Origin of the sequence: Schaalia naturae (assembly GCF_042665795.1) — a bacterium.
In the GTDB taxonomy this organism is placed as follows: domain Bacteria; phylum Actinomycetota; class Actinomycetes; order Actinomycetales; family Actinomycetaceae; genus Pauljensenia; species Pauljensenia naturae.
The window spans coordinates 2,824,046-2,845,084 of the sequence record NZ_JBHTEF010000001.1 but is presented as its reverse complement, the minus strand read 5'-3'; the positions used below and the strand labels follow the sequence as shown (position 1 = coordinate 2,845,084).

Here is a 21,039-nt window from a genome sequence, read left to right as displayed (position 1 = left end):
GCATACACTCGACCGTGACCGTGAACGACGAGTGAAGGGATCCCGGTGATCGACTGGCTGCGTGCCCGGCGTGTCCCCGTCACGGTCGCGGCGGTGTTCGTCCTGTTCAACGGGGTCGGCTTCCGCAACCTCCTAGGCATCCCGCTCTACGCGGTGTTCGCTGTCGCGGTGGCCGCCGCCACCGTCATCGCGCTGTCGGGCACCGGGGTGCGCCCGCCGCGGATGCCGGGGCTCCTCGGCGCCTTCCTTCTCGTGGCCCTCGCCTCGATCCTGTGGTCGCAGACCCGCGACATGACGGCGGCGACGCTCCTCCTCACGGGGTCCCTCACCGGGCTCGCGCTGCTGATCTACCGCGCCTTCTCCGACGAGGCGATCCTCGCCGTCTTCCATCGCGCTCTACAGGCCAGCGTGCTCGTCGGGCTCGCCTTCGAGGTCCTCGTGACCGCCATCGGCCATCCGATCAGCGCCCTGAACCCCACCACGGGACTGGCCGAGCTGGTGCCCAGCGCCAACCTGTCCCTCTGGTCGGAGGACCGCCTCCTCCAGGGCGGGCCGATCCAGGGGTTCGTCGGCAACCGCAACGGGTTCGGGGCGATCGCGCTGCTGGCCCTCGTGCTCGCCTGCTGTCTGGCCCTGGAGCGCACGATCTCCCGGGCCGATGCGCTGCTCACCCTCGTCCCCGCGATCGTGGCGCTGACGCTCACCCGTTCCGCCACGATCTCCGTCGCCGCCGCGTGCCTCGTCATCCTGGGCGCGGGCGCCGCCCTGATGCGCCGTGTCTCCGACGCCCACAAACGCCTGGTGTCCTGGTCCTTCATCGCGTTCTGCCTGGCCCTGGGGATCCTGGTCATCCGTTTCTGGGGCGTGGTGCTGGCGGGCCTGGACCGCAGCACCGATCTGACGAACCGCGGCGTCATCTGGACCGAGGTGGCGAAGTACGCCCTCATGAGACCCGAGGGGTGGGGATGGGTCTCCGCCTACTGGCCCACCTGGAGATGGCCTTACGGGGGCATCACGATCCAGGACCATGTGACCGTGCCCCATGCCCACAACGCCTTCATCGAGGCGTGGATGGAGCTCGGGATCATCGGCGCCGCTCTCATGATCGGGCTGTGCGCGTGGCTGGCCTCCTCGGCGTGGAGGCTCACCGAGAAGCAGCATCGCGGCGACTCCGTCATCCCCGTCGCGTGGATGCTGACGACGGCGGCCCTGATCATCCAGTCCCTGACGGAGTCCCGGCTGTACTACGAGGGATGGTGGGTGCTCTTCGTCATCCTCGCCGCCTCCGTGCCCTCCGCGTTCCGGCTGATCGACGAGCCCGCCACCCCGACTCGACGCGACAGGGCCGAGACCCGCGCGGCGCCGGTCAGATGATCCGCGGCCGGCCAACCGCCGGCCCGCCCTCGGCGCAGGAGGGCACCTGGCCCAGGGCGGAGGGCACGGGGAGCGGGTCGCGCGGGGCGCGCGCCCCCTCGTCACGCGGACCGAGGACGGGCGGCTGCTGGCCGTCCCCCTTCCCGACGGACCCGAGCCTGGCCCGAGCGCCCCACGAGTGATGGTCGCGCGAGGGCGTCTGAGGGCGGGCACGGCTCTCGCGCGCCGACGCCGGGCGCCCTCGGTCAGGACACGGAGGAGCCGCGCACCACGAGCCGGGGCACGACGGCCTCCACCCCGTGGCTGGGACGGCCCTCCATGGCCTCCTCCAGACGCCGGGCGGCGAGGCGGCCGATGTCCTCCAGGTTCATCGAGATGCTGGTCAATGGCGGGCGGGAGCCCGTGACCAGGATCTCCCAGTCGTCGTGGCCGACCACGGACACGTCCGCCGGGACCTCGCGGCCGGCGTCGCGCAACGCGTCCAGCGCACCTCGGGCGATCTGGTCGCTTCCACACAGCACGCCGTCCACCTCGCTATGACGGGCGAGAACGGCATGGGTGCCGGCACGCCCCCAGTCCTCCGTCCAGGCCCCGAAGACCGGCTGACCGCCCAGCGGTTCGAGGCCCGCCTCCGCCAGCCGGGCCACCGCCCCCTGGGCGCGCTCGGTCGCCGCCCCATAGGTCCGGTCGCCGGCGATGATCGCGATGCGGGTGCGCCCGGCCGAGAGGAGGTGCTCGACGCCCAAGGCGCCGGCCCGGACGTTGTCGCTGACGATCGAGCAGTCCTCGGGATCGTCGGAGGGCGCATAGGCATAGACGACGGGCACAGGCAGGTCCTGGCCCAGGGAGGAGCGGGTGTCGGTGCGCGCGCCGACGACGATCAGCCCGTCGATCCGGCGTTCCATCAGCACCCCCAGGTGGTACTGCTCCCTCAGCCGGTCACCGCGCGCGTCGCACAGCAGGACCGACACCTTGTTGAGGCCGAAGGCGTCCTCCGCGCCCATCAGCAGGGGGATGGAGAACCGGCCCTCCAGATCGTGGGTGATCAGCCCGACCGTGCCGGTGCGGCCGCTCAGCAGTGACGTCGCCACCCTGTTCGGCACAAAGGACAGGTCGTCCGCCGCGGCGCGCACCTTGGCCCGCGTCGACTCGGCGACGTCGCGACGGTCGTTCAGCGCCTTCGAGGCGGTCGACACCGACACCCCCGCCCTGCGAGCGACATCCGCGAGCGTGATCACCCGACCTCGGCGAAATTCTTCTTCCATCCTTTTCGGCGACACGAGTTCTCCCCTCCCGGGACTCAGCGCGATCATCCTTCTGAACTCTACCGAAACTCTAGCGACATCAGGGCCCGGGCGCCCCGCTTCGATCCCTCGCGCCAACGAGGCCCCGTCTGCCGCCGATTGCGTGCCGCTTGACGGGCGCGATCCGACCGTGCCACACTCAACGCAAGCCTTTTCGGTGATTTCGACGGGTCTGGCCGCGTGGTCGGCGTCCCGTCGCGTACGCCCTGGCCCGGCACGGCGCCGGCGCGGGGATCTCAAGGAAGAGAGGACACGCACATGAGGTGGACGACCAGACACGGCGCACGCGCCATGGCGGCAGCGGCGACCGCGGTTCTCGCCGCGGCGTCCCTGGCGGCCTGCGGATCGGCAGGCTCCGAGGACGCCGGGAGCGGAACGTCGGGCGGCGAGGACGGTTCCAGTTCGGCGGAGGGCGTCGACGACGGCACCCAGCTGACGATGTGGACGCGCGCGCCCTTGGAGAAGCAGGCGAAGAACGCCGTGGAGGCCTACAACTCCAGCCATCAGAACCAGGTGAAGCTCGAGGTCCTGCCCAACGACGACGTGGAGGGAAAGGTCGGAGCCGCCGTCCAGAGCGACTCCCTTCCCGACATCCTGGCCGGGGACGTCGTGCGCATCCCGTATTGGGTCCAGCAGGGCATCTTCACGGACATCACGGACCGCATCGACGCCCTTCCGAACAAGGCCGACCTGCAGTCCGGCCACATCGACGCCGGGACCTCCGACGGAGCCGAGTACACGCTCCCCTTCGTCACCGACATCTCGGTGATGGTGTGGAACAAAGATCTCTACACGGAGGCCGGACTGGACCCCGAGCAGGGTCCGACCACTCTCCAGGAGTTCGTTGACCAGGCGAAGGCCGTCGCGGCTCTGGGTCAGGACGGGGTCTCGGGAACGTATCTGGCCGGGCAGTCCGGCGGCGCCCTGGTCTTCACGCTGTTCCCAATGATCTGGGCGTCGGGCGAGGAGGCCCTGTCCGAGGACGGCACGCAGTCGCTGGTCGACAACGACGCGGCGCAGGCCGTCTACGCCGCCTACCGCGAGCTCGTCGCCACCCCGAACGGCATGGGCGCGGGGTCCAAGGAGGAGACCGGCGCGACGTGGACCGCGCCGTTCCAGGACGGCAAGGTCGGCGTCATGCCGTACCCGTACACCTCGGTGAGCGGGCTCTTCGACACGGCCGACTTCGAGATCGGCGTCGCCCCGATCCCGGGGGTCGACGGCGGGCAGTCGACCTTCCTGGGAGGCGACGCCCTCGGGATCAGCAAGAGCTCCCAGAACGTCGACCAGGCCTGGAACTTCCTCGCCTGGCTGATGTCCGAGGACGCCCAGCAGACTGTCTTCGCGGACAACAACGACACGGCCTCGAACCTCACGGTCCTGGCAGACGGGTACGCCGACGCCGATCCGCGCACCGTCATCGCCAACGGGACGATCAAGGACGGCCGCACGCCCGTCGCCGCGTTCTTCAACGAGGCCTTCAACGCCGCCGGAAGCCCCTGGCAGCTCCTCATCCAGGACGCCGTCTGGGGCGACGGCTCCCAGATGGGGTCGCTCAACGACCAGATCACGTCCGTCCTCGGACAGTGACTGCTCCCGGGGGCGCGCGGCACCCGGACGCCCTGCACGTCGCACCGCGCAGGCTGTCGCCGCGCGCTCCCGGATCTCCCCGGAAGGACAGGACCACCGCCATGAGCTCCTCACCGACCCGTTCCTCGCCGCCCTCCACACGGACGGCGCCCCCGACCTCCGCACCCTCAACGCCTCGAACGAAACGGAAGACCGGAGCCGACCGCGAGAGGACCACCGGCTGGCTGTTCGCGACCCCCACCGCCCTGATGCTGCTGGTGTTCTTCGTCGCGCCGATCCTCCTCGTCGTCGTGATGGCGCTGTCGAAATGGACGCTGCTGGGGGGCGATCTGGGCCTCAACGGCGGAGAGAACTTCGCGAAGGTCCTGGCCGACCCGCTGCTCGGGCAGTCCATCTGGTTCACCCTGAAGTACACCCTGGTCACGACCGTCATCCTCATGCCGATCGCCCTGGGTCTCGCTCTCCTGGTGCAGGAGTCGCGGCGCTGGAACAACATCCTGCGCACCGCGATCCTGCTGCCCTCCGCGCTGGGCATCGCTTCGGCCTCGCTGCTGTTCTACGCGCTGTACTCCCCGCAGGTCGGCCCCCTCAACCAGATCCTGGCGGCGCTGGGCGCCATGGACCGCAACTCCTCAATCCTGGGGACGCCGGACGGGGCACTCTGGGCGACCGTCTTCCTGGTCGTGTGGCGGTTCTCCGGCTACTACATGCTGCTCACGATGGTCGGCCTGCAGGCGATCCCCGGTGACGTCTACGAGGCCGCGGTGATCGACGGGGCCTCGCGCTGGCAGTCCTTCACCCACATCACCCTGCCCCTCCTCCGACCCACGATCGCGATGACGATGATCATGTCGATCACCGGGTCCCTCCTGGCCTTCGACCAGTTCTACATCCTCACCAAGGGCGGCCCGAACAACGCCACCCTGACCGTCGTCCAGCTGATCTACAAGTACGCCTTCGAGACCAAACGCGACCTGGGCATGGCGGCCGCCCTGTCCGTCATCGTCCTGGCCGCCCTCGTGGTCATCAACGCCTTCCAGCTGAGGGCGATGGGCGTCACAGGAGAGGAGGAGCAATGACACGCAACGCCCCGGGCAGAGCTGCCTTCCACCTGCTGACGGGTCTGCTGGCCCTCACCTTCATCGCGCCGCTCATCTGGGCGGTCCTCAGCTCGGTGTCGCCCGCGCCGGGGACGGCGCAGACCACGGGGTTCGGCCTCAACAACTACGTCTCGCTGTTCCGCTACGGGTCGGGGCTCCCCCTCTACCTGCGCAACTCGCTCGTCATCTCCCTCGTCGCGGTGATCGCGACGCTGGCCGTGTCGGCAACCGGCGGCTACGCCTTCGCCAGGTACCGCTTCCCCGGCAGGAACGCGTTGTTCCTGCTCGCGCTGTCCGTCATGATGGTGCCCTACGCCGCCCTCCTCATTCCGCTGCTGGTGTGGATGAGACAGATCGGCCTCCAGGACAACCTGGTCGGCGTGGCGCTGGTGCTCACGCTGTTCCAGATCCCCTTCGGCGTCTTCATGATGCGCAATGCGTTCGCCGCCATCCCCCGCGAGCTGGAGGAGGCCGCGCAGATCGACGGATGCTCCCCCTTCGGCAGTTTCTGGCGGATCATGCTTCCCGCCGTGCGCCCCAGCATCGTCACTGTCGGCCTGTTCGCCTACCTCTCCGCGTGGAACGACTTCATGGTGGCCCTGTACCTCCTCTCCATGGAGAACGCGCCCCTGCCCTTGGCTCTCGTCAACATGCGGCAGCAGACGATGGGCGTCATCGACTACGGCGCCACGACCGCCGGCGTCGTCGTGCTCACGATCCCCGCGGTCGTCCTGTTCCTCGCGTTGCAGAGGTACTACGTCAAGGGATTCACCTCCGGCGCCGTCAAGGGCTGAGCCCCTGTCGGCCGCCGGCGGCGCCCCGCCGCCGGTTCCCGTCCTCCGGCGGGCGACCGCCCCGTCCTCGTCCCCAGCGCCGCCTTCGGCGCGGAAGGATCACCATGTCTTCCTCGACCTCCACTCCCACCGCCCGCGACGCCGTCATCGTCGATCCCGCCCGTGGGCGCCTCCACCCCCTTGGCATCGACCGCGTGCGGATCGAATCGGGCTTCTGGGCCGACCGGCAGCGGCTCAACGCCGAGGCGACGCAGCCCCATTGCCTGGCATGGGAGCAGCGCGTCGGATGGATCGACAACTTCGCACGCACGGCGAACGGCGACATCGCCGGCCATCGCCACGGCCGCGAGTTCAGCGACTCCGACGTCTACAAGCTCATCGAGGCGCTGGCATGGGAGGCCGGACGCACGGGCGACCCGGAGACGGAGGCGGAGGCGGAGGTCCGGCGGCTGGGCGCCCTCGTCGAGGCAGCTCAATGCCCTGACGGCTACATCAACACCCAGTATGGACACGAGGGGCAGGCACCACGTTACTCGGACCTCGCGTTGGGCCACGAGCTCTACTGCTTCGGGCACCTCATCCAGGCGGCGGTCGCGCGGATCCGCACTGGCCACGGGGACGAGGATGCGATCGTGCGCGTGGCGCGGCGGGCTGCCGACCATCTCTGTCGCGAGTTCGGCCCCGGCGCTCGCGATGCGGTGTGCGGGCATCCGGAGATCGAGGCGGGACTGGCGGAGCTCGCGCGCGCAACGGGATGCCCCCGCTACCTCGAGCAGGCGCGATTGTTCGTCGACCGGCGCGGGCACGGCACGCTGCCCCCGATCGAGTACGGCCCCGTCTACTTCCAGGACGACGTGCCCGTCCGCGACGCGGAGGTCCTGCGGGGGCATGCCGTCCGGGCGCTCTACCTGACGGCCGGCGCGATCGACGTCGCCGTGGAGCGGGGCGACGACGAGCTCCTCGAGGCGGCGCGCGCCCAGTTCGACCGCGCGCTGGCCCGCCGGACCTACGTGACGGGCGGAATGGGATCCCATCATCAGGACGAGGCCTTCGGCGAGGACTTCGAACTGCCTGCGGACCGCTCCTACTGCGAGACCTGCGCAGGGGTCGGCGCCATCATGGTCGCCTGGCGCCTGCTGCTGGCCACCGGCGACGAGAGGTACGGCGACGTCATCGAGCGCACCCTCTACAACGTGGTCGCCACCTCGATGTCAGAGGAGGGAACGGCCTTCTTCTACGCGAACACGCTCCACCAGCGCACCCCCACCCAGCAGACCGCCGTCGACCAGCCCTCCCCCCGCGCCGAGGCCCAGCTGCGCGCCCCGTGGTTCGAGGTGTCCTGCTGCCCGACGAACGTCTCGCGGACCCTGTCGTCCCTGGCCGGTCTGGTCGCCACCTCGACAGAGAGCGGCGTCCAGATCCACCAGTTCATGACCGGCACAATCCACGCGACGATCAAAGGGGGCCACGGGGCGGACCAGGAGGTCGAGATCCGCGTCGACACCGCCTATCCCGACGACGGGAGGATCACGGTCACGATCGAGCGGCCCCCGGCGGGGCCGATGGACCTCACGGTGCGAATCCCCGAGTGGGCGGGGGGCGCCACCGTGGACGGGGCGCGGGTCGGCCCCGGCGCCCGAACGGTGACCCGCCGTTTCCGCGCCGGCGAGAGCGTCACGGTGGATCTGGCCGTCGCCCCCCGCGTCCTGGCGGCCGACCCCCGGGTGGATGCGGTGCGCGGCTGCGTCGCGGTCCAGCGCGGCCCGGAGGTCCTCTGCCTGGAGTCCGTCGACCTGCCGCGGGGCCTCTCCGTCGAGGACATCGAGCTGTCCCCGTCCTTCCGCGTCATAGACGACGACCGCGGGCCCGTCCTCGTCGGGGCGCGAGCGATCCCCCGGCTCGACGGCTCCTGGCCGTACCACGAGGTCGCGACCGGGTCCGCGGGCCCGCGGACCCCTGTCGGGGCGCCGGCCGGCGCCCCCGGCGCGGCCCTGCCGGGGATCCGCCTGATCCCCTACCACGCCTGGGCGAACCGAGGGCCCTCGACGATGCGCGTGTGGATGCCCGTGAGCACGGACTGATCCGGGCCCCACGGCGCCGCCCGCGGTCACACTCCGGACGGGGCCGAGGCCGGGACCGGCGGGCCGCTACGGTCGATGCCACACGGGCGACGCCGTCCACCCCTGCGATCCAGTGGGAGACGGCGCACGTCGCGCCAATCCGGGTCCCCACGTGACCCGTCTCCGACCGTGACATGGCCACCACGACGCGCGAGCACCACCACACATCCCACCCGGGCGCCCTGCCCGCACCCGGCGCGTCTACAGGAGGAGCACCCTTCCCATGTCACAGATCCAGCGATTCGGTTCCTGGCTGACGAAATGGTTCACGCTGGTCGTCATCGTGTGGGCAGCGGTCAACTACTTCGCGCCGCAGACCAGCCTGTGGGCGAAGGGGTTCACGAACTACTTCCTCAGCATCGTCCTGTTCGGCATGGGCATGACGCTGAGCCTCGACGACTTCAAGCGCATCGTCAAGATGCCCCTCATGGTCATCGTCGGCACCGTCGCCCACTACCTCATCATGCCGTTGCTCGCGGTCCTGCTGTGCAAGGTCTTCCATCTCGACGGCATGGTCGCCGTCGGCGTCATCCTGGTCGGGTGCTGCCCCTCGGGGACCTCCTCGAACGTCATGTCCTTCCTCTCACGCGGGGACGTCGCGCTGGACGTGTCGATCGGCCTGCTGTCCACGCTGCTCGCCCCGCTCATGGTGCCCCTGCTGATGAGCGGCCTGGCCAGCCAGTACGTGGAGATCCCCGTGGAGAAGCTGTTCCTCACGGCCCTGCAGGTCGTCCTCATCCCGATCGTCCTCGGGGTCACGGTGCACACTCTGCTGGGCGAGAGGGTCTCGGCCGTCACCACCGTCATGCCCGCCGTCTCGCAGGTCGCGATCCTCCTCATCATCGGCGTGGTCGTCGCCGTGAACAACCAGAAGCTCTTCACCGCCGAGACCGCGATGATCCTGCCCGTCGTCATGCTCCACAACCTCAGCGGGTACGGACTGGGCTGGCTGTTCAGCCGCCTGATGTTCCGCATCTACCCCAAGGGCTTCCGTTACGCCCAGCAGAAGGCCATCACCTTCGAGGTTGGGATGCAGGACTCGGCCCTGGGCGCCACGCTGGCGCTCCAAGCCTTCGCCGCCAACCCCGTGGTCGCGATCCCCTCGACGTTCTTCTCCGTGTGGCACAACATCTCCGGATCGGTCCTGGCGTCCCTGTGGCGCGGACACGACGACAAGTACGGCATCCCCGCCGACTCCCACGACGGGCGCCGTCCGGTCGCCCGGCCCATCGAGGTCGGTGCCGGCGCGCAGGCGGAGGCCTGACCACCGAGCTCGCGGTGGGGCCTCTCCGCCGGTTCCCGCCGGCGAGGAGGCCCCATCGGCGCACGCCGGCGCGGGGCCGCGGCCCGGTTCACTCCCCGGTGCGGCTGCGCAGCGGCTCGTGGGCGGTCTCGTGGGCGAGGACGAAGACGACACCGCTGATGAGGGCCGCCGCCCCGATGTAGAACGCCGGCGCGTACGTGTTGTGCGTCGCCGAGATCAGCCACGTCGACACGTATGGCGTGATGCCGCCGAAGACGGCCACGGCGATGTTGTAGGCGATGGACATCGAGCCGTAGCGGATGTTCGTGGGGAACAGCTCCGGCATGGCGGCATTGATGGCGCCGTCGATGGCGGCCATGAAGACCCCGAGGATCGACATGGCGGCCACAGCCGCCCAGAAGTGACCGGATCCCATGAGGACCAGGGTCGGGTAGCTGAGGAGCACGAATCCCGCGCACCCGGCGATCATGAGCGGACGGCGTCCGATGCGGTCGGAGAGCATCCCCATGAAAGGGACGAGGACGACGATCACCGCGAAGCCGATGACCGTCACCTGGAAACTCTGCGTCTGGTTGTAGTTGAGATCGGACTGCAGGTAGGAGGGCATGAAGGTCTGGAGCATCCAGTGGCCGACGGACTTCACGACGACGAATCCCACGCAGAAGAGCAGCGCCTTCCACGCCGTGCGGAACGAGTCGCGCAACGGCGAGGCCGTCACCTTCTGCGTGGCCTGTGTGGCGAGGAACTCCGGTGTGTCCTCCAGCTTGAGCCGCAGGTACAGCCCGATCAGTCCCAGGATCAGTGCGACCCAGAAGGGAATGCGCCAGGCCCAGGCATCGAGCACGTCCTCGCCCAGCGTCGCGCTGAGGAGCAGGCTGAGGCCGGCACCTGCCAGGAAGGCCAGGAAGCCGAAGACATCGATGAAGCTCGTCACGAATCCCCGCCGTCTGCTCGGCGCGTACTCCAGGAGCAGCGTCGTGGCGCCCGAGCTCTCTCCGCCCGCGGCGAAGCCTTGGAGCAGCCGGACGACCACCAGCAGGACCGATGCCCATACGCCCACCTGCGCGTAGGTGGGCAGGACGCCGATGAGGAACGTCGAGGCTGACGTCAGGATGATGACCGTGGCCAGGACGTTCTTGCGGCCGTGGCGGTCGCCGAGCGATCCCCAGAACATGCCGCCGATCGGGCGCATGACGAACCCCACGGCGAAGACCGCGAAGGTGCTGAGCAGCGCCGAGCCCGGGTTGTCCTTGTCGAAGAAGTTCTGTGACAGGACGGTGGCCAGCGTTCCGTAGAGCCCGAAGTCGAACCACTCGACGAAGTGCCCGACACCCGCGGCCGGCAGGACCCTCCTCAGCGCGCGCCAGCGTTCCGCATCGCTCTCGATTCCTTGGGCCGTCTCCTCGACGGACTCCTCCGGCGTCCCGCCCACCGACGCCGTCACCGCGCCGGCCTGCCCGCCCGGGCCATTCGGTGTTCCTGCCATGGTGTGAGCCCCCTCGCCCGCGCATCGACGCGGTCAAACCCCAGCGTAATCTGCGCTTGTCGCATGTTAACTTGCACAGAGCGAACGTCTACATCCGCCCTGCGCTAGAGTGCTCGTATCAGACGGAGATGTCAAGCAGCATCCAGGAGGAACTGTGGTCGCACGCACCGTGGAACGGACGGATCTCGTCATCGTCGGCGGAGGACTGGCGGGAACGTGCGCCGCCATCGCGGCAGCGCGGCTGGGCGCCAGGGTCTCGTTGGTCACCAATAGGCCGGTGCTCGGCGGCAACTCGTCCAGCGAGGTCCGTGTCTGGGTCGTCGGCGCCACCGCCCACGGGACCCAACGCTTCTCGCGCGAGACCGGCATCATGGGAGAGCTCTTCCTCGAGAACCAGTACCGCAACCCCGAGGGCAACCCGGTGTACTGGGACCAGGTGGTGCTCGACGCCGTGCGCGCCGAGCCGAACATCGCCCTACATCTCAACACCGACGTCCACGATGTCGAGACGGACGGAACCCCCCTGCCCCGCATCGCCTCCGTGTCCGGATGGAACATGCAGACGGAGACGTGGACGCGTTTCGAGGCGCCCGTCTTCGCCGACTGCACGGGAGACGGCCTGATCGGCGCCCTGGCCGGGGCCTCCTTCATGTCCGGACGCGAAGGACGCGGCGACTACGGCGAGGAGTGGGCCCCCGAGGAACCCGATGGCGAGTTCCTCGGCAGCTCGATGTTCTTCTACACCACGGACACCGGGACCCCCACCCGCTTCGTCGCCCCGAACATCGCCAAAGACATCACCACCACGCCGATCCCGCGCAACCGGCTGCTCCGCACGGGCGACAACGGCTGCGACTACTGGTGGATCGAATGGGGCGGCCAACTGGACATCGTGAACGACTCCGACCGGATCCGCGACGAGCTGCTCGGCGTCATCTACGGCATCTGGGACCACATCAAGAACTCCGGAGACTTCGACGCCGACACTCTCTCCCTCGAATGGGTCGGTTCGATCCCGGGCCGGCGCGAGTACCGGCGGTTCCTGGGGGACCACGTCCTCACCCAGCAGGACCTCATGGACCAGCGCGAGTTCGACGACGCCGTCGCCTTCGGCGGCTGGTCCATCGACCTGCATCCTGTTGAGGGGATGTACGCCGAACAGGTCGGCGCCCGGCAGCGCTATGCCAACGGGCCCTACCAGATCCCCTTCCGCTCCCTCTACTCACGCGACATCGACAACCTGCTGCTGGCCGGACGCGACATCTCGGCGACCCACATCGCAGAGGGCTCAGCCCGCGTCATGGCCACCTGCGCCACGGAGGGCCAGGCCATCGGCACGGCCGCCGCGATCATGGCGCGTCGCGGTATCGGCGCGCGTGCTCTCGCGGACGACGCAGGCTCCCTTCAGCAGCTCCTGCTCAAGGAGGACGCTTCGATGCTCGGCGTGGGCCGGGAGGACCGGGACGACCTGCTCCGCGGAGCGGCCGTGAGCGCGTCCAGCCACCAGGGATCGCTCGTCTCCGGAACCGGCGACCATGCCGGGGACGAGCGCGCTTGCGCGACGACGGATCTGGCCGTCATCCTCCCCGCCGACCCGCGGCTGGACCGGGTGGAGTTCCTCGTCGACGCGACGGAGGACACCGATCTGACCGTCGAGCTGTGGGGGACGGACAGGCCGCAGAACTACGTGCCCGTGGACCTGGTGGGCACCCGCGTCGTGCGGGTGGGCGCCGGAGCGGACCAGTGGGCCGCCGTCGAGTTCGGGTGGGCGCCGCCCACGCCTTCGCCATGCAACGTCGTGGCCGTGGTCCGGGCGAATCCAGCGATCTCGCTGCACCTGACCCGCCGGTATCCCTACGGGATGATGATGCTGCGCCGCAGGACCTCCGCCGAGGAAGGGTTCGACCCGCGCATCCCCGACGAACCCGGCCAGCTGCTCACCACGTGGATCGCGCGCAGCGAGCGCGGCCGCGTCCCCGTGCTGAGGGCGACGCCCCCGACTCTCGCCTACGAGCCGTCGCGCGTCCTCGACCCGTACCAGAGACCCTGGGGCGGGCCGCACATGTGGATGTCTGCCCTGCGCGACGCGGGCGCGACCGGAACGGACGGGTCCCCGGCGCGAGGCGAGGACGGGATCCGCTCCGGATCTGTCGCTCCGGTCGGCGAATGGCTCCGGATCGATCTGCCGGAACCGGCCGAGGTCGCCTCGGTGAGGATCGTGTTCAACGACGATGTCGACGCCGACCTCGTCAATCTCCACCACCACCGCACGCCCTGGAGCGTGGTGCCCACCCTGGTCGCCGACTACCGCCTGGAGGCGCACGAGGCGGGCGCGGCGTCCTGGACGGTGCTGGCCGACGTGCGGGGCAACCGCCACCGGCATGCGGTCCACGACGTCGAACCGCTGGTGGTCGACGGCCTGCGCCTGATGGTGCTGTCGACCCACGGCGCCCCCTACGCGAGCGTGAGCGCCATCAAGGCCTACGCCGAGGCCAGCGGAAGAGCCGCCTCGCCGTGGAGATGACCCGGATATGATGGGGCCCTGCGGCGCGAGGGAGGCTTGCGCGCGGGTCGGGAGGTGCGGTGTCCGAGCAGCAGATGCACCAGAGCGTCGCCCGCGCGGCAGCCATCCTCGACGCCATCGGGACGTCGGCGGGTCCGGGCATGCGCGCTGCGGAGATCGCTGAGGCAGCGGGCCTGGGGCTGTCGACGACCACGCGGCTGTTGGCCACGCTCCTTGAACTGGGATTCGCCTCCAGGGTGTCGGAACGTGAGTACGCGCTGGGGCCGCGGCTTCTGGCGCTCTCCTCGCAAGAGCTCAACCAGAGCGCCGTGTTCCGCGAGTCGCGCATGCTGTGCCAGTCGCTCGCGCAGTCGACGCGGCTCAACGCCAATGTCGCCGTCCGGCACGGCGCCCGCTGCGTGTACCTGTGCCACTTCGAGGGCGACCTGTCGCCGAAGAACCAGTCGATGGTCGGCCTGGCTATGCCGCTGCACGCCACTGGCCTGGGGAAATGCCTGCTCCTGGACACCTCGGAGCAGGAGCGGATCGATCTGCTGGGCGCCGGCCTGCCGGTCTACACCCCCCACACGGTCTCCTCGCACGCCGAACTCACGCGCCAGCTGGAGGAGGGCCGCGAACGCGGGTACTGCGTCGAGGACCAGGAGCTGGCGCTCGGGCGATTCTGCCTGGCCTCCCCGGTGCGCGACCGGACCGGCGGGATCTGCGCGGCGGTGTCGGTATCCGGAAGGATCTCGGTGTTCACCGGCGACCAGCGTTCCTCGATCCAGGAGCAGCTCGTCGAGTCAGCCGATCGGATCAGCGTCAATCTGGGCCATCTCAGCGGGGCCAGCGCGGGGTGAGGTGAGGCCGAAGGGCAGCCTGCGGGCGCTGCGGAAGGCGCGCGGCCGCCCGTCGACGGGATCCGCGAAGGAGAGCTCGGCCGCCAGCAGCTGCAGGGGATGCGTGAAGTCGTCGACGGCCACATCGCGCACCACCGGGTAGAGGGGGTCGTTCTCGATGGCGATCCCGAGGCCGCTGAGGTGCACCCGGAGCTGGTGGGTGCGCCCCGTCGCCGGGGTGAGGCGGTAGACCGCGCGTCCCGGCCGCCGCGGGGACGGACCTGGACCGGCGCCCTCGTCGAGGATCCTCATGCGCTCCACCAGCGTCTCCGCGTTCGGCTCGCCGGGCACGACGCGAGCCTGCCAGACGCCGCGTTCCTTGACGATCCGGTTGCGGACGACCACCGGCAGGTCCAGCGGCGGGCCGACGGCCTCCGGGCCGGCGGAGCCCGGGGACCGGCTGCCAGTCGGCCGAAACGGCGCCACGGCCTGATAGGTCTTGCGCACGGCATGGTCCTGGAACAGCCGCTGGTAGGCGCCCCGCCACCGCGGGTCGGCCACCAGCATGAGGACGCCCGACGTCAAGCGGTCCAGGCGGTGCGCGGGCACCAGGTCCGGCAGGCCGAGCTCGTCCCGCAGCCGGGCGAGGACGGTCTGGCCCACGTGCCGGCCCCGGGGCGTCGTCGCCAGGAAGGGCGGCTTGTCCACCACGACGATCCGGTCGTCGCGGAACAGCACCTCGATCGCGCCCGGCACCTCCGGCTCATCGGGGAGCGGGCGGCGCACCCACACGTCCATGCCGGGCCGGCAGGGATCCGAGGCGCGCACTGGCCGCCCCTCGCCGTCGACGACGTCCCCCCGCTCGAACAACCCGTGGACGTCGACCGCCGCCGGGACGCGGTGCCGCAGCCAGTCGCCCATCGTCGGCCAGGCCGCCGCCGTCTCTGTGCGCATGCGCACCGCGCCCACGCCTCGGCGCTGGGGCATCGGGGAACGAGCGGGCATACAGGCATTCTCCCAGAACGCGGGGCGGGGGCAGCGCCGCCCTCGTCAGTGGAGGGTGTCCTGCCAGGCCCGGTACAGGGAGGCGAATTGCCCGCCGCGCGCGATGAGGTCCGAGGGCGATCCGTCCTCGACGATGCGGCCGTCGTCGACGACCAGGACGCGGTCGGCGATCATCACCGTCGACAGGCGGTGGGCGATGATCAGCGCGGTCCGCCCGGCGCCGCCGCCCGGCCGCGCCGCCAGCAGCGACGTCAGGCCGTCCTGCACCTGGCGCTCGCTGGGCAGGTCCAGGGAGCTGGTGGCCTCGTCGAGGATGAGGACCTCCGGATCGGCCAGGAACGCCCGCGCGAAGGAGATCAGCTGGCGCTGGCCGGCGGAGACGCGCCCGCCGCGCTTGTTGACGTCCGTGTTGTAGCCGTAGGGCATCGCGCGGATGAACCCGTCGGCCCCCACCGCCTCGGCGGCCGCGCGGATCTCCGCGTCCGTCGCGTCGGGGCGGCCCAACGCGATGTTATCGCGCACGGTGCCGCCGAAGAGGAAAGCCTCCTGGGTGACCATGACGACCGCCCGGTGCAGGTCGCGGGCGGACAGGCTGCGCACATCCACCCCGTCCAGGCGGACGGAGCCCCGCGTGACGTCGTAGAAGCGGGCGACCAGCTTCGCGATCGTCGACTTGCCGGCCCCGGTCCTCCCGACCAGGGCGACCGTCTGGCCCGCCGGGATGTGCAGGGACACGGGATGGAGCACCTCGGGCCCGTCCCCGCTGTAGCGGAAGGCGACGTCCTCGAAGTCCAGGCGGCCGCCCGACCTCCCGAGCGCGACAGGCCGGGCCGGGTCGGCGACCGCGGGCGCCTCGGCGAGGAGCTGCGCGATCTTCTCCATCGCGGCGGTGGAGGACTGCCACGTGTTGTAGAAGGCGGCGATCTGGTCGACGGGCTGGAAGAAGCGCCGGGCGTAGAGGACGAGCGCCAACAGCACGCCGACCGACAGGGCGCCGTTGGCGACGCGCAGGCCTCCGACCAGCAGCACCAGCGCGACCGTCAGGTTGCCCAGCAGGCGGAAACCCGACTGGTAGACGCCGGAGATCATCACGGAATCCTGGGTGGCGTCGCGGTAGTCGCCCGCGATGGCGGTGTATCCGGACTCCTGGCGGTCCTCGGCGCGGAACGTCTGGACGGCTCGGATCCCGGTGAAGGTCTCCGTGAACTTGACGATCAGGCGGGCCGAGTGCGTCCGGATCCTCCGGTAGGCGACTTTCGACCGGCGCTGGAACCACACGGTGAGCGCCAGGCACGGGACGAGCATGGCGACCATGACGAGGGCGGTGGGCCCGTCCAGCGACACGATCGAGATCGCCGTCAGCGCCATCGTCAAGGTCGAGCCGACGATGACCTGGACGCCGCCCTCCAGCAGCTCGCGGAGGGTCTCCATGTCGTTGGTCTGGCGGGCGACCAGGCGCCCGGAGGTGTAGCGCTGGTGGAACTCCAGGTCCAGGCGCTGGGTGTGCCGGAAGACGCGGCGCCGCAGGTCGACGAGCATCCGCTGGCCCAGGACGCTTGACTGGCGCTCGAAACCCAGGGTGAGCAGGCCCGTCGCCAGTCCGGCCACGAGATACGCGCCGGCGACCAGGGTGGCGGGGAGCCCGTCGCCGCCGAGGAGCGCCGGGAGGGCGTGGTCAATGGCCCAGGCGATGAGCCATGGGCCGACGACGCCGGTGAACTGCGCGAGCACGACCATGACGGCCAGCCCGAGGAACGCGAGGCGCACCGGGTGGAGCAGGGATCTCAGCAGGTCCCAGGACCGCCGGGTGATTTGGCGCTCCTGCTCGCGGGTCTGAGGCGTCGCCCCCTCCTCCTGGGTGCGTGCGCTGTCGGGGCTCTCCGGCGAGGGCGGCGCCGGTTCCGCCTGCGGGCCGGTCGGCTTCGACCGCGGGCTCGGGGTCATCGGGCGGCCTCCCCGGGCTCCGAAGGCTGCGGCGACTCCGCCTGTTCGAGGTCCGCGATGACCGAGCGGTAGCGCGCCGAGGCCGCCATCATCTCCCGGTGTGTGCCGACGCCGGCGATCCGCCCGTCGTCGAGCAGAGCGACCCGGTCGGCCAGGTCCACCGTCGAGGGCCGGTGGGCGACGATGATCGTCGTCGTGCCGCGCAGGGCCGTGCGCAGGCGGTCGGAGACCCGTTCCTCCGTGCGCGTGTCCAGGGCGGACAGCGGATCGTCCAGCAGCAGCACCTGCGGGCGGGCCGCGATCGCGCGGGCCAGCGCCAACCGCTGGCGTTGGCCGCCGGACAGGGACAGCCCCTCTTCGCCGATCTCCGTGTCGACGCCCCGGGGCAGCGTCGACACGAATTCCTGCGCGTCGGCGGTGTCCAGGGCGCGCCGCAACAGCCCGTCGCCCGGGAGCCCGGGTCGTTGGAGGCCGGCCGGGGCGCCCAGCAGCACGTTGTCGCGCACCGAGAAGGAGAACAGGGTGGCGTCCTCGAATGTCATCGCGCAGGTGCGCCGCAGATCGGCCAGCGACAGATCGCGGACGTCCACGCCGTCCACCGTCACCCGTCCCGCCGTCACGTCGTAGAGGCGCGGGACCAGGTCGAGCATCGTCGTCTTCCCCGAGCCGACGACGCCGACGATCGCCAGGGTCTCCCCCGGTTCGACCCGCAGGTCGACGCCGCGCAGCACGTCGGGCATATGGTCGGGGGCGTCCGGGTAGCGGAAGCGCACGTCGTGGAACTCCACGGTCACGGGAGCCGCGGCGCGCGGGGCGGGCGCGGCGCGGCCGTCCTCGTCGATGGAGAACCACGGCGCGGGGACAGGCGAGGGCGGGTCCGTGACGGTGAGCGGGGCGTCGAGGACCTCCCACTGGCGGTCGAGCGCGGTCTTCGTGTTGACGGTCATCGCGAAGAGCTGGCCGATCATGCGCACCGGCATGGACACCATCGCGGCCGTCGTGAACCAGGCGGCGAGCGCGCCCACGGTCATCGCGCCGCCGGCGACCTGGTGGAGGCCGATGAAGAGGGCCATCCCGAGCGCGAGTTCGGGGATGACGATGAGCATGAGGTCGAAGAGGCCGCCCGTCGTGGCCTTGGCGACCTCGACATCGCGGAGCTTGTCGGCCTGCCGGCTGAAGCCGCGCAGTGCGTGGTCGCCCTGACCGAAGGCCTTGAGGACGCGGATGCCCTCGACGGACTCCTCGACGGTCGTGGCCAGGTCGCCGGAGCGGTCCTGCGAGGCGCGCGCCAGCTCGTGGTAGCGGCGGGCGAAGAAGTAGGACATCACGACGACAGGCACAGCCGCCGCGAGGAACACCAAGGCGAGCGCGGCGGACTGGCGCACCATCAGGGTGATGCCGACGACGATCGTCACCAGGTCCGACATGAGCATGATGAGGGCGAACGCCAGCCAGCGGCGGACCTGGCCGAGGTCCGACATCGAGCGGGAGAGCAGTTGGCCGGAGCCCCACTCGTCGTGGAAGGCCGTGGGCAGGTGCAACAGACGGTGGAACAGCGTGAGACGCATCGTGCGCTCGACCTCGGTGGCCGGGGTCACGGCGAAGACGCGGCGCATGTAGACGAGGACGGCCTCGAGAACGCCCAGGACGACCACGAGGCCGACAGCCTGGAGGACGGCGGTGGTCGGGCTGGTGGCGGCGGACGGAGTGGCGTTGGGCGGGGTGGCGGTGGCAGCGTCCGCGAGCGCGCCGTTGATGAGCCGCTGGAGGACCTGCGGGATCATCAACGCGAACACGGAGCCCGCCGCGGCGCACAGGAAACCCGCGAGGAGACGGAAGCGGATCGCCCTCATGATCTGCCACATGCGCGCAAAGGTCTGACCCCAGGTGTAGGCCGAGCGGGAGCGCGAAGGTTCGGGGGCGGCCGAGTCATTCTGGCCGCGCAGTGCGGGCTGAGGTCGGGGCGAGGTGGGCGTGGTCATGACGGCGGCGTTCTCCAAAGGGTCCCCAGCAGCCTAGAGGAGTGCGGCGGGGAAAGCTGTGAGGAGGGTCGAGGGACGGGCTGGAGGGGGCTGGAAGGTGTGCTGGGGGCGTGTCGCGCTTGAACCGACCAGGGTGGTTTGACTCACGGGGACACGGAACGGAAGCGACATCACATCCGCGGCCAACGTGGCCGCTCTCTGAGGTCATGCCCATGAGTGAAAACTGGGGGACTGGCTCTGCAAAGGCGGGGGGTACGAGAACTCTCCGTATTCGGCGCCGCGGAGTGCAAGCTCATCCCCGCGCGGGCGGAGACCACGGACTCCGGCCTGCTGGAGGTAGGCGAGACCCGGGCTCATCCCCGCGCGGGCGGAGACCACCCCAGAGGGTTGCTGCGCGGCATGGTGGAGGGGTGGCTCATCCCCGCGCGGGCAGGGACCACTGCGAGGAGGGCGCGCTGTGGGACCTGGTGTCCGGCTCATCCCCGCGCGGGCGGGGACCACGACGCCCCCACCAGCTGCTCGCTGGTCACGCCCGGCTCATCCCCGCGCAGGCGGGGACCACGATGGGAAAAGTTGGTGCTGATGGACTCATACCGGCTCATCCCCGCGCAGGCGGGGACCACACGCCGAAGGTCACCGGGAAGGGCCAGCAGTACGGCTCATCCCCGCGCAGGCGGGGACCACATGAGGAGGCTCATGATGTTGGTCGCGTGACGGGGCTCATCCCCGCGCAGGCGGGGACCACCCAAGCCGATGCACTACTCCCTGGAGGACCTACGGCTCATCCCCGCGCAGGCGGGGACCACACGTCCACGATGGGCACCGCCGCCCAGAGCGGCGGCTCATCCCCGCGCAGGCGGGGACCACCAAGTAAGAAGGCTCGTCAGACGCTCTATCTGGAGGCTCATCCCCGCGCAGGCGGGGACCACGCCTACGTGCGCGCCGCCCAGGCGGACAGCGAGGGCTCATCCCCGCGCAGGCGGGGACCACCTCGCCGAGACCGACACCATCGCCGACACCGCGGGCTCATCCCCGCGCAGGCGGGGACCACGCGAACTGCGACTCGTCCCAGTCGCGAAGTCCGGGCTCATCCCCGCGCAGGCGGGGACCACATGCGGGAGGGATTCCGCCGGATGGATCACCAGGGCTCATCCCCGCGCAGGCGGGGACCACTCACCGCCCGCCTCATCCGCGCGGCCGCAACCCTGGCTCATCCCCGCGCAGGCGGGGACCACCGAGCCACCGCCGAGCGACTCCAGACCCGCGCCGGCTCATCCCCGCGCAGGCGGGGACCACACCTCCTCGATGCGCCGGATCCTCACCGTCGCAGGCTCATCCCCGCGCAGGCGGGGACCACTCGGCGGACACGATCCCATTGTCCCCCCGCGCCTGGCTCATCCCCGCGCAGGCGGGGACCACAGCTGGCGAAGGCCGGCATGTCCACGAAGGACAGGCTCATCCCCGCGCAGGCGGGGACCACTCCGGGTCCATGAGGTCCGCGAGGTCGCGGTCCGGCTCATCCCCGCGCAGGCGGGGACCACTTCGGGCGACTCTCGACACGACGGCCCGCGGGCGGCTCATCCCCGCGCAGGCGGGGACCACCAGGACCGTGGCGGGGAGTCGCATGTACCGGCTGGCTCATCCCCGCGCAGGCGGGGACCACAACGGAAAGACATATCTCGGGACGTACACGGACGGCTCATCCCCGCGCAGGCGGGGACCACGTCGGATCCG

General features: G+C 70.6%; 13 protein-coding genes and 1 CRISPR repeat array (1 of these 14 running past the window's edge). Of the genes, 8 read left to right on the top strand and 5 right to left on the bottom strand.

The features are described from left to right. The first annotated feature begins 45 nt into the window (after positions 1 to 45). Positions 46 to 1,374 (top strand): O-antigen ligase family protein, encoded by a 1,329-nt coding sequence (locus tag ACFQWG_RS12455; protein WP_380975783.1) that lies wholly within the window; start codon positions 46 to 48, stop codon positions 1,372 to 1,374. A 245-nt stretch (positions 1,375 to 1,619) separates the two neighbouring features. Here ACFQWG_RS12455 and ACFQWG_RS12450 read toward each other — a convergent pair whose 3' ends face one another. After that, positions 1,620 to 2,612 (bottom strand): LacI family DNA-binding transcriptional regulator, encoded by a 993-nt coding sequence (locus tag ACFQWG_RS12450; RefSeq protein ID WP_380975781.1) that lies wholly within the window; start codon positions 2,610 to 2,612, stop codon positions 1,620 to 1,622. A 324-nt stretch (positions 2,613 to 2,936) separates the two neighbouring features. Between ACFQWG_RS12450 and ACFQWG_RS12445 the strand changes: the two genes are divergently transcribed. The 5 genes from ACFQWG_RS12445 to ACFQWG_RS12425 all read left to right on the top strand — a co-directional run bounded on the left by ACFQWG_RS12445 (position 2,937) and on the right by ACFQWG_RS12425 (position 9,546). After that, complete coding sequence (locus tag ACFQWG_RS12445) at positions 2,937 to 4,268, top strand: ABC transporter substrate-binding protein (protein ID WP_380975779.1); 1,332 nt, start codon at positions 2,937 to 2,939, stop codon at positions 4,266 to 4,268. A gap of 101 nt (positions 4,269 to 4,369) precedes the next feature. Beyond that, complete coding sequence (locus ACFQWG_RS12440; protein WP_380975777.1) at positions 4,370 to 5,347, top strand: carbohydrate ABC transporter permease; 978 nt, start codon at positions 4,370 to 4,372, stop codon at positions 5,345 to 5,347. After that, positions 5,344 to 6,162: a carbohydrate ABC transporter permease gene (locus ACFQWG_RS12435; protein WP_380975775.1), complete on the top strand. Its 819-nt coding sequence runs from the start codon at positions 5,344 to 5,346 to the stop codon at positions 6,160 to 6,162. The genes ACFQWG_RS12440 and ACFQWG_RS12435 overlap by 4 nt, the downstream gene beginning before the upstream one ends. Positions 6,163 to 6,266: 104 nt before the next feature. Next, a complete protein-coding gene (locus ACFQWG_RS12430; RefSeq protein ID WP_380975773.1) occupies positions 6,267 to 8,243 on the top strand; it encodes a glycoside hydrolase family 127 protein in 1,977 nt (658 codons plus the stop codon). 262 nt (positions 8,244 to 8,505) lie between these two features. Beyond that, positions 8,506 to 9,546, top strand: a complete 1,041-nt coding sequence (locus tag ACFQWG_RS12425) for a bile acid:sodium symporter family protein (RefSeq protein ID WP_380975772.1) — start codon at positions 8,506 to 8,508, stop codon at positions 9,544 to 9,546. Between the two features lie 88 nt (positions 9,547 to 9,634). On the opposite strand, the gene ACFQWG_RS12420 is transcribed toward ACFQWG_RS12425, so the two are convergent. Next, positions 9,635 to 11,032 (bottom strand): MFS transporter, encoded by a 1,398-nt coding sequence (locus tag ACFQWG_RS12420; protein ID WP_380975771.1) that lies wholly within the window; start codon positions 11,030 to 11,032, stop codon positions 9,635 to 9,637. Positions 11,033 to 11,186: 154 nt separating this feature from the next. On the opposite strand from ACFQWG_RS12420, the gene ACFQWG_RS12415 reads away from it, so the two are divergent. After that, positions 11,187 to 13,556 carry an FAD-dependent oxidoreductase gene (locus tag ACFQWG_RS12415; protein ID WP_380975770.1) on the top strand — a complete coding sequence of 790 codons (2,370 nt, stop codon included), beginning with the start codon at positions 11,187 to 11,189 and terminating at the stop codon, positions 13,554 to 13,556. Between the two features lie 59 nt (positions 13,557 to 13,615). Beyond that, positions 13,616 to 14,395: an IclR family transcriptional regulator gene (locus ACFQWG_RS12410; protein WP_380975768.1), complete on the top strand. Its 780-nt coding sequence runs from the start codon at positions 13,616 to 13,618 to the stop codon at positions 14,393 to 14,395. On the opposite strand, the gene ACFQWG_RS12405 is transcribed toward ACFQWG_RS12410, so the two are convergent. Genes ACFQWG_RS12405 through ACFQWG_RS12395 form a run of 3 tightly spaced genes read right to left on the bottom strand, consistent with a single transcriptional unit; the run spans position 14,339 to position 19,305 of the window. After that, positions 14,339 to 15,379 (bottom strand): pseudouridine synthase, encoded by a 1,041-nt coding sequence (locus ACFQWG_RS12405; protein ID WP_380975766.1) that lies wholly within the window; start codon positions 15,377 to 15,379, stop codon positions 14,339 to 14,341. The genes ACFQWG_RS12410 and ACFQWG_RS12405 overlap by 57 nt on opposite strands. Positions 15,380 to 15,424: 45 nt before the next feature. Next, positions 15,425 to 17,323 carry an ABC transporter ATP-binding protein gene (locus tag ACFQWG_RS12400; protein ID WP_380975764.1) on the bottom strand — a complete coding sequence of 633 codons (1,899 nt, stop codon included), beginning with the start codon at positions 17,321 to 17,323 and terminating at the stop codon, positions 15,425 to 15,427. Then, positions 17,320 to 19,305, bottom strand: coding sequence for an ABC transporter ATP-binding protein (locus ACFQWG_RS12395; protein ID WP_380975762.1), 1,986 nt, complete (start codon positions 19,303 to 19,305; stop codon positions 17,320 to 17,322). Before ACFQWG_RS12395 ends, ACFQWG_RS12400 begins: the two co-directional genes overlap by 4 nt. 289 nt (positions 19,306 to 19,594) lie before the next feature. Beyond that, a CRISPR array of direct repeats spans positions 19,595 to 21,039; the repeat unit is 28 nt; unit sequence GGCTCATCCCCGCGCAGGCGGGGACCAC (it continues 2,613 nt past the right edge of the window).

Coding starts and splice junctions, on each gene's coding strand:
- ACFQWG_RS12445 (WP_380975779.1), top strand. CDS start 2,937: ATGAGGTGGACGACCAGACACGGCGCACGCGCCATGGCGGCAGCGGCG.
- ACFQWG_RS12440 (WP_380975777.1), top strand. CDS start 4,370: ATGAGCTCCTCACCGACCCGTTCCTCGCCGCCCTCCACACGGACGGCG.
- ACFQWG_RS12435 (WP_380975775.1), top strand. CDS start 5,344: ATGACACGCAACGCCCCGGGCAGAGCTGCCTTCCACCTGCTGACGGGT.
- ACFQWG_RS12430 (WP_380975773.1), top strand. CDS start 6,267: ATGTCTTCCTCGACCTCCACTCCCACCGCCCGCGACGCCGTCATCGTC.
- ACFQWG_RS12425 (WP_380975772.1), top strand. CDS start 8,506: ATGTCACAGATCCAGCGATTCGGTTCCTGGCTGACGAAATGGTTCACG.
- ACFQWG_RS12420 (WP_380975771.1), bottom strand. CDS start 11,032: ATGGCAGGAACACCGAATGGCCCGGGCGGGCAGGCCGGCGCGGTGACG.
- ACFQWG_RS12405 (WP_380975766.1), bottom strand. CDS start 15,379: ATGCCCGCTCGTTCCCCGATGCCCCAGCGCCGAGGCGTGGGCGCGGTG.
- ACFQWG_RS12400 (WP_380975764.1), bottom strand. CDS start 17,323: ATGACCCCGAGCCCGCGGTCGAAGCCGACCGGCCCGCAGGCGGAACCG.
- ACFQWG_RS12395 (WP_380975762.1), bottom strand. CDS start 19,305: ATGACCACGCCCACCTCGCCCCGACCTCAGCCCGCACTGCGCGGCCAG.